Raw genomic sequence first — 12773 nt, forward strand, 5'->3', positions numbered from 1 at the left:
GCATTACTTCCCCGGTGTCAAAAAGGACCGGTCTGAGTGGTCGGTCACAAAGTCAACGATCCGCTGAACATATTCGCTTTCGTTGCCCTCACCCACACGATGCGCACGCTCCATGAATGTGCCATCGCCCTTGGACAGCTCGCGGAACGCAGCGCGAAGGGCCGAGATATCCTCACGCGAGACGCCTTTGCGTTTCAGGCCGACAAGGTTCAGCCCGTCCAGCTCACCCCGCGGGGCTTGCACCAGACCATAGGGGATCACGTCGTTGGGTACCATTGTCAGGGCACCGATGATGGCGCCGCGCCCCACGCGCACCCATTGATGCAGCCCGGATATGCCGCCGACAATCACGTCGTCCTCGACGATGCAATGTCCGGCAGCTCCGGCATGGTTCACCATGATCACGCGGTTGCCGATCTGAACATCATGCGCCACATGCACGCCGGCCATCAGTAAACAATCGTCGCCAATTCGGGTTACGCCGCCGCCACCGTCAGTGCCAGTGTTCACTGTCACATGTTCCCGAATGCGGTTGCGCTTACCAATTTCCAGTCGGGTATTTTCGCCACCAAATTTCAGATCCTGCGGGATCTCACCGATGACAGAGAAGTTGAAGATCACGGTGTCTTCGCCAACTGACGTGTCACCAGTTACCACAACGTGGGATTTCAGTTCGACCCGATCCGCCAGCGTGACCTGACTGCCCACATAGCAGAAAGGGCCGATGATGCAGTCATCGCCAACCTGCGCACCGTGTTCAATAATTGCACTTGGGTGGATTTGGTTCATGTCGTTTTTTCCATGTCCCAGTCGACATAGGCCGAAAACTCTGCCTCGGCTGCGACCTCACCCTCTACAGTTGCGCGACCGCTGAACTTGAAGATTTTGCCGCCTTTTTTGCCGCGCACGGTTTCGACATGCATCTCAAGAACATCGCCCGGAACAACCTTGCGGCGGAATTTGCATTTGTCGATGTTCATGAAATAGATCAGCAACTCGCTGTCGATCACATCCATGCCCACGCCCAGCATGACGCCTGCGGTCTGGGCCATCGCCTCGACTATAGTTACGCCCGGCATGATCGGCGTTCCGGGGAAGTGACCCTGAAAATGAGGCTCGTTCATAGTGACGTTTTTGATGCCAACCGCTGAATTGTAGCCGGAAATTTCCACGACCTTGTCGACCAGCAGAAACGGATAGCGATGCGGCAATATCCGCTGGATCAGCTGAATGTCGGCGCTCTTGGTTTCCGTGCTCATGATGCTGTCGTCCCGTTCTGGATTTCTGTTTCCGGCGTGGTTAGCAATACCGGGCCTCAAGGGCAAGCTGCGCTATTCGCTGGTCTGGGGATCAAGGCCGCTTCCATCGCCGATCACAGTGTTGATCCGTGCAATGGCCGTGTCGGTGATATCGGTCCGGTCCGAGCTGAGAAACACGTTTGAGCGTTCGATGATAACCGACGCCCCGGTCTCGCGTAGCAAGTCAATCAATATAGGCTGGACCAATTCGTAGAACTTCTGACGCGCTTCCTCGCTTTGACGAGACAGAGCGTCCAGCTTTGCGCGTTGTCCTTCGCGGTGGGATTGCACCTTGTTGTCAAACGCTTCGGCAAGGGGGCGAAAGTCACCGGGTTGCATGCTCGCCCGTTTTTCGGTCAGGTCCTTTTCCTCGCGGCTTAGCTCGTCCACGATCCGTTCGTTTTCTTCGGCCAGCAAAGCGCCTTCGGCCTCGAATTCGCGCAGAACACGCTGTCCAAACTCAGAATCCGAAAACAGGCGGTCGCTGGATATCGTCAGAACGCTGGTTCCTGGCACTCCTAGCTGCTGTGCTACTGCCGGTGCAGAACACGCCAGCAAGAAAAAAACACACAGGGCCCGCAAAGGGCCCCGTGGCTTTGATATCAGATTGATCAACATTCGGGATCAGAACTGGGCCTGAACAGTCAGGTCGAAATTCTGTTCCTTGTCGAAATCCTCTTTCTTCAACGCTTGCGAGAAGTTGAACCGCAACGGGCCAAACGGTGTTTCCCACAAAACCGAAACCCCGATGGTGTGGCGGATCGAGCCGTCCGCACCAACGATATTGGCGCCGGTAGTGTCTACATTGTCGATGTTGTACAGGTTACCGACATCATAGAACACGCCGCCGCGCAGCCCCAGTTCTTCAGGCAATCCCAGAGGAAAGTCCGACTCGAACCGGGCAACCCAATAGTAGTTACCACCAGTTGCATCATCCTGACCGTTGGACAGGTCACGCGGACCAATACCGGCCGGTTCAAAACCACGGAAGGTGCTGGGCCCCAGAACAAAGCGGTCGAGGGTCCTGCTGAAATCGTCTCCCCGCCAATGCAGTGCGCCCAGTTCCAGTGAAGCACGCAGTACAACTTCTTCGTTCCACACACGGGTCTGCGCGATACCACGCGCGGTCGATTTGTAGAATTCGTTGTCACCGCCCAGCCCGGCTGCATCGACACCAACTTCAAACAGAACGCCAGCATTTGGGTTCAGACCGCCAAGGCGGCTGTCATACACATACGACACACCCAGCGAGCTGGTTGTGCGTTTGCCCTGCGCGATCTCGGAAGAAACGACTGCGCCGTTGATTTCATCATCTTGCTGCGACATCTCGCTGCGTTCCCAGCCATAGCGCAGGCGCAACGTAGATAACTCGCCGATGGCGTAGCTTATTTGAGGACGGAAGAACAACGTCTCGGTGTCATAGCTGGCAAAGCTCGAGTTGGTCGAAGACAATCCCAGACCAAGGTCAAAGCGCAGCTTGCGGCCCAACAAGTAAGGTTCACTAAAGCCGATCGTGTATTGCTCGGCATCCTGTGCTGTCGCCAAGTTCAAGCTCACTGTTTGGCCACGACCCAGAAAGTTCAATTCACTCAAACCAACCGCGATGCCGAAACCGTCGGACACCGAGTAGCTACCACCGAGGCTCAGCGACCCGGTTGGTTGCTCTTCAACATCCACGTCAACAATCACCTGGCTTGGCGAAGACCCTTCGCGCGGTTCAACATCGGCAACCGCAAAGAAACCAAGGGCACGAATGCGTTCCGCAGCCTGTCGAATTTCACGCGGATTGAAAGGATCACCTTCTACAGTGTCGAACTGTCGGCGGATCACACGGTCCAGCGTCGTGGTGTTGCCTTCGATGTCGATCCGCTCAACAAAAATCCGCGGACCTTTGGTCAGAACAAACTGAACGTCCAGTGTCAGATCACGTTGGTTTCTGGAAACCCGTGGTTCCACGCGCAGGAAATCGACGCCCTGCTTGATCCCCAGACGCTCCATCCGCGCAATCGAGTTTTCGACCAGCGACGGGGTATAAGTCACGCCAGGTTTGATTTTCAGAGCTTCCTGATAGATCGCAGGATCAACCCCGGGAATTTCGCTGACAGTCGAAATCTGACCAAATGAGAATTTTTGACCCTCGGTGATATTCATCACCAGGAAGAAAGCGTCTCTCTCTCGTGTAAACTCAACATTGGCGCTGTTGACGCGGAAATCGACATAGCCACGGGACAGGTAGAAATCCCGAATGACCTGTTTGTCGAACTCGATCCGGTCGGCAATGAACGTGTCACCCCGCAGGAAGGTCCGCAGCACGTTTGCCTGTTTGGTTTGCAAAACCCGGCGCAAACGACGGTCTGAATAAGCGCGGTTGCCAACAAAGCTGACCCGCTCGACTTCAATCGTGGTTCCTTCGGCGATCTCGAAAACCAGATCGACACGGTTGTCACTGCGGCGAATGATGCGCGGAATGACAGTCGCCGATACACGGCCCTGCGAGGAATAGATCTCGGCGATTAAATCAGCATCCGCTTCGGCCACCTGGGGCGTAAAGACCCGACGAGATTCAGAAGAGATAGCTTCCAGAAGGACATCGTCCTTAACGCGGCGATTCCCTTCGACGCTGATCTGGTTGATCGTCGGGTATTCCTCGACCTCAATCAGCAAGGTGTTGCCGCGTGGCGTCAGTTCAACTGTCTCAAAAACACCACTGTCAAGCAATCGCTGAAAGGCGTCGTTCAATTGTCCGGCGGTTACCGTCTGCCCCGGTTCAATCCCCGTCCGCGCGATAATCGTCGAAGTTTCGATGCGCTGATTGCCCTCGACATCAAACGAGTTGATGGTGAAAGACTGAGCCCATGCTGCCCTAGGGGCAGGCATTAAACTCACAAGGGAAATAAGAATAAATAACGCTAGTGGTCGCCACAAAATCTTGTTTTCCGGCTTTTGCCCTCCGCAGGATATGCCCGCGCCTCGCCTATTAGTCATTTTTTTCACTACCCAATATTTTTGGACTTTATTGCTGAGTAGCGAGATTGCGTAACCTTGTCAAAACACCAAAAAAGAAAACGGCCACGAGGGCCGTTTACGTAATAATCCAATCCTGGACTCAGAATCACATAAGGATGAGATAGGCCCAGCCAGCCATCGCTAGTGCGGTCGCGCTGAAAAACAGGATAGAATCCCAGTTCAGCGCAAAGAGAAAGCCGAAGCTTCGTACAGATTTTTGTAGCGCCTTCGTCATCTCAAACCCCTAACACGCACATTTTTCGCGTAATAATCTACGGCTTGAATGCGGCGGAATTGCGGCATCCCTGTGTAAGGGTCGCCACAATTAGCAGAACAGGTCGTTCGTGACTGAAAACAACATAAGACCCAGAATCAGCGATATACCAACACCCATCAGAATGCGCAGGGCGCCGTCGCTGGGCGGTTTGCCGGTCAAGGCCTCATAGGCGTAGAAAACCAGGTGGCCCCCGTCCAGAGCAGGGATCGGAAACAAGTTCAACAAGCCTACGGCGGTCGACAAAACGGCAATGAAGAAAATGAAATTCTGCGCCCCCTGGCTGGCCATGGCCCCAGATGTTTCGGCGATACCGATAGGCCCGGACATATTGCAGGTGCTGATTGCGCCGGTCACCATATGCCAGATGCCTGACAGGGATCCCTCGACGATACGCATGGTTTGCTGAACGCCACCTGACAGGGATGCGATGACACCCGCGGGTTCGGTGGCGGGTTCAAGAACCATGCCGCCAACAATACCAATCCGCCAATGGGTCACAAAACCACCGTCTGAACCCGGCTCGTCCGTGCGACGTGGGGCCAGCGCAAATTCAAGATCGGCACCGTCACGCCAGACGTTCAGCAACAGTACTTTGCCGTCCGAGCTCTCGACATGATCTTTCAGCTGTTCAAAGGCAAAAATTGGATCGCCGTTTACGGCGGTGATGACGTCGCCTTGCTTGAGGTCAATATCCATGGCTGCACTGCGCGGGGCAACTTGCTGAATCAGTGGTGGGTATAGCCAGGGCCCGCTGACATCAATCGTTTGGCCGTCTCGGATCACGGTATAATCCAGAGCAGGTTCGACCGGCAGCGCGTCGGTGAAATCGGACCAGGACCCCTCCTGATCAAAATCCGGTAGTTTCTGACCCGCTACTGCGACAATCTCATCCCCGTCCTGCAGCCCCTGAGCAGTACCAGGCAAGGGGTGCAGCGTGCCAACGGTCAGCGGTTCTTTAGTGACGCCCTGTGAAAAGAAAATCAGACCAAACACCAGAATTGACATCACAAAATTAAACACAGGTCCGGCCGCAACGGTGGCAGTCCGCGCCCACAGTGGCGCACCATGCATCGTGCGGCGCAGTTCCTCCGGGCTTTGTTCGGAAATCTCATTCATGGCATCTTCGTCTTTGCCCGAGGCCGCGTTGGCGTCGCCCAGAAACTTGACGTAACCGCCAAATGGCAGCGCCGCGATCTGCCATCTGGTCCCGCGTTTGTCCACACGGCTCCAGAGAACGGGGCCAAAGCCTATAGAAAAGACCTCGGCATGGATGCCTGACCAGCGGCCAACGATGTAGTGGCCATATTCGTGCACCGCGACGATCACAGACAAGGCGATCACAAAGGCCACGATGGTATAAACCAAGTTGCCGAATTGAGGGATCAGAGAGAGTACGTCCAAGTTTCTATCCTGCTCTTTTCATCACGGTATCATCCGCCCACTTACGTGCCAGATGGTCCGTTTGCAGTACGTTATCAAGGGTTAAGGGGGCATCAATAAGGCTGTCTGCGCCCTCAAATCTGTTCAAAACAGTCTCAACAATATCAGCCATTTCCAGAAAGCCGACCTTACGTGCGATAAAGTGATCAAGCGCGCGCTCTTTGGCGGCATTGAAGACCGCTCCGGACAGGCCGCCGCGCTTCATCACGTTTCGGGCCAGGCGCAGCGCCGGATAGCGCGCCTCGTCCGGGTCTTGAAACCGAAGCTGGCCGAGTTTTGCCAAATTCAGGCGTTCGATCGGCAGGTCGCGGCGTTCAGGCCAATGCAAGGCGTAACCGATCGCGTGGCGCATATCTGGCGCGCCCATATGCGCCATAACCGCACCATCCCTGAACCCGACCAGCGAGTGCACGATGGACTCCGGATGAACAAGGACTTCGATTTGATCCGGGGCGACACCAAAGAACTCTTTGGTTTCAATCAACTCCAGTGCCTTGTTGAACATCGACGCGCTGTCGATAGTGATCCTTTGACCCATGTTCCAGTTTGGGTGGCTTGAGGCTTGTTCAACTGTGGCGCTGGCCAGATCACCTAGCGGCCAGTCGCGAAACGCTCCGCCGCTGGCGGTAATGATGATACGCTCAACCGCATCAATATCCTCGCCCACCAGTGCCTGAAACACGGCGGAATGCTCACTGTCTACCGGCAACAGCTTGGCGTTGTGCTTGCGGGCTGTAGCCAGCACCAGCGCCCCCGCACAAACCAACGTTTCTTTGTTCGCCAGCGCCAGGGTCGCACCTTGTTTCAAGGCCTCTAGCCCGGGCGACAGACCCGCTGCACCTACGATGGCGGACATTACCCAATCTGCCGGGCGGGCCGCAGCCTCGGTCAAGGCCGTCTGCCCGGCGGCAACCTCAACCCCGGTGCCGGTCAGAGCGGACCGCAGATCCTCCAGCCGATCTTCATGCGCGGTGACAGCGACATCTGCGCTCAGGCGTCGGGCATCGTCGGCCAATTGTTCAATATTCGCACCACCTGTCAGCGCTACTACGTCATAGGCCGAGGGGTTCCGGCTGATCAGATCAATGGTGTTTTGCCCAATCGAACCGGTCGCGCCAAAAATCGAAACCTTGCGCATTACATGGCCCCGGGAGAATAGAAAAGCCCTGCAATCAAGACAAACAGGGCCGCTCCCATCATCCCGTCGAACCGATCCAGAAAACCACCATGCCCCGGTATCAGGTTCGAGCTGTCCTTGACGCTAAATTTACGCTTGGTCGCGCTTTCAACGATGTCACCCGCCTGGCTGGCCATTGAGGCCATCACAGAGATCACAACAAACATGACTCCAAACCCAGCGCTATAGGCGAATACGATCCCTACGAGAGCGGCTGCTGCCCATCCCCCGGCAGTTCCAGACCAGGTTTTCTTGGGGCTGACCCGGGGCCAGAACTTAGGTCCACCAAAGGTTTTACCCACGAAATACCCGGCCACATCCGTTGCTACAACAACCGTGATCAGCCACACCATCCAGCCAAAACCCATGTTCTCACGGATCGAGATAAAGCCAAGGCCGGCGGCGGCAATCCAGATGGCAAACAGCGCATAGGTCCCTTTGGACCGGCTGACCTGCCCTGCCCCGACCAAAGCCGGAGCCAGCAGGAATGGCAATTTGTAAAGCGGCGGCAAATGATAGCTGAGGATCACGGCAACCCCTGTGAGGACCCCAAGCTGAATGGCAGTTCCACGGCTGCCCGGGTCGATCATCCGGACCAACTCCCAGGTCATCAGCCCACAGGCAATGGCGATGAAGGTCTCAAACCAGAACCCGCCCAGCCAAACCTCGACCGAGCCAATGGCAACCAGCACGACGGCGGAAAGAACCCGCGCAGTCAGGTCAGACCATCGGCCGTCGCTCATGCCAGAACTGCCCCGAAACGGCGATCCCGAGTGCCGAAGTTACGGCACAGCCGTTCCAGTTCAGCCGCAGTGAAATCCGGCCAGAGCGTATCGATGAATTCGTATTCCGAATAGGCAGATTGCCACAGGAGGAAATTCGAGATGCGCGCCTCGCCACTTGTCCTGATCACCAGATCCGGGTCGGGAAGAACACACGTATCCAGGTACCGGGTCAAAGTTTCTTCATCTACATCTTCAGGGCAAAGATGCCCCTTGGCCACATCCCGTGCCAAACGTTTGGTGGCCCGCGCGACCTCGTCCCGACCACCATAGTTCAGCGCGATGGTCAGGTGAATCAGATCGTTATCTTTGGTTTGCTCTTCCAGCGCGTCCATCAAACCGGTCAGCTTGGAATCAAGGCGTACCCGATCGCCGATAAAGCGTACTCGAACCCCGTTTTCCTTCAGAGTTCGGGTTTCCTTGATGATGTACCGCCGAAACAGGCTCATAAGACCTGCGACCTCGGCCTGCGTGCGTTTCCAGTTCTCGGTCGAAAACGCAAAAACCGTTAGATACTTTATTCCAAGCCCCGGGCACGCTTCGACGACCTCCCGCACGCGTCGCGCACCGGCGTGGTGACCGAACAGTCTTGGCCTGCCGCGCGCCTGCGCCCAGCGACCGTTGCCATCCATAATGATAGCGACATGGCGCGGCCCGGCATCGGGCGCAGTATGCGGAGAGTTGAGCATATTCTGGTTTCAGACCTGCATAATCTCGGCCTGCTTGGTCTCAAGCGCGGCGTCTACGGCCTTTATCATCGTATCGGTCAAATCCTGAACTTCGCTTTCCCAGAACTTCTGGTCGTCTTCGGACATACCGTCTGATTTGGCCTTTTTGATCTGATCCATACCGTCGCGACGCACATTACGGACCGAGACCCGAGCGTTCTCGGCATATTGACCAGCAACCTTGGTCAACTCGCGGCGGCGCTCTTCATTCAGTTCCGGGATTGGCAGCATGATGATGGTGCCATTCAGCTGTGGATTGATACCCAGACCGCTTTCGCGGATCGCTTTTTCAACCTTACCAACCAGGCCCTTGTCCCAGACATTGATCGTGACCATGCGTGGTTCCGGCACGTTGACCGTTCCCACTTGGTTAATCGGCGTCATCGACCCGTAGGCATCTACCATGACGGGCTCGAGCATCGAGGCCGACGCACGACCGGTCCGAAGCGAGGCGAATTCGGTTTTGAGATTGGCCATTGCGCCGTCCATGCGCCGTTTCAGATCATCGGTATCCAGTTCGAAATCGTCAGACATTCTGCTCACTCCCCGTCTTCAGGTACTGTTTGCATGGCTCATAAGCCATCGCAATTGGGATGTATAGCAATGATGATGCGGAAATGCGCCATTGACCAGAGGTGTTTCCGGCATTTTTTGGACGATTCCAAGACCACAAAGACCGGCCAGTATGCAGACAGGCCGGCCCCATGGAAATCATGTGGATCAGGCGTTTACGTCCACCACCACACGGCCTTTGACCTGACCGTTCAGGATATCGGCCCCCAATTGGGGCAGATCACCCAGCGTTGCAGGGTGCACCATGGCGTCCAGCTTTTCCATCGGCAAATCCGTGGCGATACGCTGCCAGGCCCGGAGGCGGTTGTCATAGGGTTGCATCACACTGTCGATACCCAGCAGATTAACCCCGCGCAGCAGGAACGGGATAACCGTCGCAGGCAGGCCCGCGCCACCAGCCAGACCTACGGCCGCAACAGACGCTCCGTATTTCATCTGACCCAGAACGCGCGCCAGCATCTCTCCGCCAACGGCATCCACACATCCGGCCCAGGATTCGCTTTCCAGCGGGCGTTTGGTGGTCTCATTCAGCTCCTCTCGGGGCACAATTGTCGTCGCCCCAAGAGATTTCAGGTAGTCACCCGTCTCAGGGCGCCCCGTGACGGCGGCAACCTCATAGCCCAGATTAGCCAGAATAGCCGTGGCAACCGATCCAACACCACCCGCGGCCCCGGTCACCAGAACCGGCCCGTGCCCGGGCGTCATCCCGTGATCTTCCAGCGCCATAACGGCCAACATCGCGGTAAAACCTGCGGTCCCCACGGCCATCGCCTGACGGGAGCTCAGACCCTCGGGCAGCGGTACCAACCAATCGGCCCGCGCATTCGCTTTTTGCGTGTACCCGCCCCAATGCGCCTCACCCACGCGCCAGCCGGTCAGAACCACTTTGTCGCCGGGCTTATAGCGATCATCCGAGGACGCCTCGACCGTTCCAGCATAATCGATGCCGGGGATATGCGGATAGGTACGGACCAGACCGCCCCCCTTTGGTGACAGGCATAGCCCGTCCTTGTAGTTCACCGTTGAATACTCAACAGCCACTGTGACCTCGCCCTGAGGCAGATCCTCAAGTGACAACTGTTTCACCGACGCGCTGGCCAGGCCGCCGTCTTCGTCCTTGTCCACCACCAATGCATTGAACATCTGATCATTCCTTTCACTTTCAATTCACCAGGCTGCAAACTTCACCTGGCTAAAAATATCCCGGGGGAGTTGCGCAGCAACGGGGGCAGAGCCCCCGACCCCGTTTAAATCCAGAACGCCTCTCTGACTGTGGCGCGGCGCGTGCCGTCCGGGGCTTCGACCTCAACCTCCGCGCCCGCATCCCAATGGCTGAGCCGCATCATCCCGATCGCAACGTTGCTTTCAAAGTCCGGGGACCACGCGGCCGAGGTGACCTGCCCGACCCGCTTACCGCCAGCATACACTGCCCAGGGGCGATCACAGGGCGGAACCGCATCTCCGTGGATTGTGATTGGGCGTATCTGCTGAACCGGCCCCTCTTTGGCAACGCGCAACAGCGCGTCCCGACCGATGCAGCCAATCGCCGTGTGCGTGTTGCAGAATTTGCCTAACCCACATTCATGAGGTGTATTGTAATCGGTCATGTCATTGCCATAAGACAGCAATCCGCCCTCGATCCGCTCAATCAGGTTGGGACAACCGGCGCGCACCTGCAGATCTTCACCAGCCGCAAACAAAGCGTTCCACAGCGACATTCCAATGTCGGATCCCTCGACATAAATCTCGAACCCGCCCTGTTTGGAATACCCGGAACGGGCCACCGCCAGATCACGACCTTCAAATTCGAACATGTCGAATTTGAAAAAACGGATATCGCGGACACGGTCCCCAAAGACACGTGCCATCAACTCGTCTGCTTTGGGGCCCTGAATGGCCAGTGGAGAAACATCCGGTTCATCGACCAGCACATCCAGACGGTATCCGTTGGCGATGCCCTTGACCCACAACAACAGGTCACTGTCAGCAATCGATATCCACCATCGGTCCTCGGCCAACTTCACCGCCACCGGATCATTCAGCATGCCGCCGGTTTCATCCACGATGGGCACGTAATAACACTGTCCGGGCAACATGCCCCGCAAATCGCGCGGGGTCAGCATCTGCATCAATCGGGCCGCGTCTGGGCCGCGCAGCTCAACCTGCCGCTCGCAGGAGACGTCCCAGACCTGAACATGGGATTTCAGATGTCGGTAATCTGCCTGCACGCTTTCAAACACAGTCGGCAAGAGCATTCGGTTATAGACCGTGAACCCTCTGACACCAGCCGCCTCGACCCCTTCGGAAAAAGGCGTGCGGCGCAAGCGACGGGACAATGAAATCTGAGCCACTTAGACCTCCTCTGGCAGAAAGACCAGATCACTGACGGGGGCGGCTGACCTGGTTTCGGTCAGCATTTGATGCAATTGTCCCCGGTGATGCGTCTGGTGGTTGAAGAAATGCATAACACATTGCGCATAAGGCTTTGTGACATCTTCATTTTTAGCCGCTGAAAACCAGGTGAATGGCCCGGTCAACACCCCGTCTGGCAAAGCGGTTGCCCACTCGGTGATGCGCTGATCCACCGTATCGCGCAGAGGCAACCATTCCGACAGGCCCGCGCACAGAGATTTGCTGGCTGGGATGCCACCGCTAGGACCCTGCCCCTTGTCAAAGCGCGACATCCAGATCCAGTCGCCCCATAACAGGTGATTTGCGGTCCCCATGATCGAGCCAAAGAAGGCCCCCCGTTCGCAGGTTAGCTCCTCGGGTGACAATGCCACAAGAAACTCTTTCAACTGGCTGTTTTGCCAGTGATTATACCGCGCCATCTCTTGGGCGTAACTGGCTGAGATCATCACTTTTGCCCATGCCAGTCGATGGGGCAAATCTCGGCCGATTTGCCGCCAAAATCCCAAACTCGGCCGTAATCACGCACCTTGGATTTTGTACCGCGGGCTACGATGATATCTGGCCCCATCCAGTATTTCGAGTTCGACACCATTACCGGGTTTTCAGGGTTGGAACCGGCCAGCATTTCAATTTCGCCCTGGATTTTACGTCCGATGGTGATGCGGCGTTTGGTGCCATCCCTCTCGATCTGAACCGGTGCGCGCTCGGCACCGATGATTTCGCTGACCAGCATGGTGAATAGGCTTGTTGTCCCCCCCGCCTGACCGCTGAAAATCTGCAGAAGACCGTCATAGGCTGCGTCCGTGGCCCGTTCGTCGACATAGGCCGCGACCTTCCACTGGCCCTCTCCCATGCGACCCGGGATATCGACCAGAAGCCCGACATTCATGCCCGAGATGTCTTCGCCTTCATAATGCCCCTCATCAATGACGATCCCCATCCATGCGTGGCAATGCCCCTCGGTCGGAGGGTGCGCCCCCAGAGAGACCACACAAGGGCAAAACAGTTCACACGAGCAGTTCAGAATCAACTCACCCTTGATGGACCAATCTGCGGGAGTAATTTCCATGTTAGCCATAA

At 56.5% G+C, this 12773-nt stretch carries 14 protein-coding genes; all 14 read right to left on the bottom strand.

Annotated elements, in window-relative coordinates; all coding sequences use genetic code 11:
* Positions 1 to 3 precede the first annotated feature (3 nt).
* A complete protein-coding gene (lpxA, locus tag SJY13_RS03950; RefSeq protein WP_377187935.1) occupies positions 4 to 789 on the bottom strand; it encodes an acyl-ACP--UDP-N-acetylglucosamine O-acyltransferase in 786 nt (261 codons plus the stop codon).
* Positions 786 to 1259, bottom strand: a complete 474-nt coding sequence (fabZ, locus tag SJY13_RS03955) for a 3-hydroxyacyl-ACP dehydratase FabZ (RefSeq protein ID WP_085824106.1) — start codon at positions 1257 to 1259, stop codon at positions 786 to 788. Before fabZ ends, lpxA begins: the two co-directional genes overlap by 4 nt.
* Before the next feature lie 72 nt (positions 1260 to 1331).
* Entirely contained in the window at positions 1332 to 1814 is a 483-nt protein-coding gene (locus SJY13_RS03960) for an OmpH family outer membrane protein (protein WP_234995289.1), read from the bottom strand.
* Between the two features lie 108 nt (positions 1815 to 1922).
* Positions 1923 to 4283, bottom strand: a complete 2361-nt coding sequence (bamA, locus tag SJY13_RS03965) for an outer membrane protein assembly factor BamA (protein WP_377187940.1) — start codon at positions 4281 to 4283, stop codon at positions 1923 to 1925.
* Between the two features lie 127 nt (positions 4284 to 4410).
* Positions 4411 to 4539 carry a hypothetical protein gene (locus SJY13_RS03970; protein ID WP_268808365.1) on the bottom strand — a complete coding sequence of 43 codons (129 nt, stop codon included), beginning with the start codon at positions 4537 to 4539 and terminating at the stop codon, positions 4411 to 4413.
* A 90-nt stretch (positions 4540 to 4629) separates the two neighbouring features.
* On the bottom strand, positions 4630 to 5982 hold the full coding sequence (gene rseP / locus SJY13_RS03975) for an RIP metalloprotease RseP (protein ID WP_377187944.1): 1353 nt from the start codon (positions 5980 to 5982) through the stop codon (positions 4630 to 4632).
* Positions 5983 to 5986: 4 nt separating this feature from the next.
* On the bottom strand, positions 5987 to 7159 hold the full coding sequence (gene dxr, locus SJY13_RS03980; RefSeq protein WP_377187947.1) for a 1-deoxy-D-xylulose-5-phosphate reductoisomerase: 1173 nt from the start codon (positions 7157 to 7159) through the stop codon (positions 5987 to 5989).
* The gene (locus SJY13_RS03985; RefSeq protein WP_377187950.1) at positions 7159 to 7941 is read right to left on the bottom strand and encodes a phosphatidate cytidylyltransferase; all 783 of its coding nucleotides are present in this window, start codon (positions 7939 to 7941) and stop codon (positions 7159 to 7161) included. The genes dxr and SJY13_RS03985 overlap by 1 nt, the downstream gene beginning before the upstream one ends.
* Complete coding sequence (locus SJY13_RS03990; RefSeq protein ID WP_085824100.1) at positions 7938 to 8669, bottom strand: isoprenyl transferase; 732 nt, start codon at positions 8667 to 8669, stop codon at positions 7938 to 7940. Before SJY13_RS03990 ends, SJY13_RS03985 begins: the two co-directional genes overlap by 4 nt.
* A 9-nt stretch (positions 8670 to 8678) precedes the next feature.
* Positions 8679 to 9242 (bottom strand): ribosome recycling factor, encoded by a 564-nt coding sequence (frr, locus tag SJY13_RS03995; RefSeq protein ID WP_085824099.1) that lies wholly within the window; start codon positions 9240 to 9242, stop codon positions 8679 to 8681.
* 186 nt (positions 9243 to 9428) lie between these two features.
* The gene (gene acuI, locus SJY13_RS04000) at positions 9429 to 10424 is read right to left on the bottom strand and encodes an acryloyl-CoA reductase (protein WP_377187955.1); all 996 of its coding nucleotides are present in this window, start codon (positions 10422 to 10424) and stop codon (positions 9429 to 9431) included.
* Between the two features lie 104 nt (positions 10425 to 10528).
* A complete protein-coding gene (locus SJY13_RS04005; protein WP_377187958.1) occupies positions 10529 to 11632 on the bottom strand; it encodes a dimethylsulfoniopropionate demethylase in 1104 nt (367 codons plus the stop codon).
* Entirely contained in the window at positions 11633 to 12139 is a 507-nt protein-coding gene (locus SJY13_RS04010; RefSeq protein ID WP_377187961.1) for a DinB family protein, read from the bottom strand.
* Positions 12139 to 12771: a DUF1326 domain-containing protein gene (locus SJY13_RS04015; protein WP_085824095.1), complete on the bottom strand. Its 633-nt coding sequence runs from the start codon at positions 12769 to 12771 to the stop codon at positions 12139 to 12141. Before SJY13_RS04015 ends, SJY13_RS04010 begins: the two co-directional genes overlap by 1 nt.
* Positions 12772 to 12773: the final 2 nt, after the last annotated feature.

The organism is Ruegeria meonggei, from assembly GCF_042768335.1.
Taxonomy (GTDB): domain Bacteria; phylum Pseudomonadota; class Alphaproteobacteria; order Rhodobacterales; family Rhodobacteraceae; genus Ruegeria; species Ruegeria meonggei.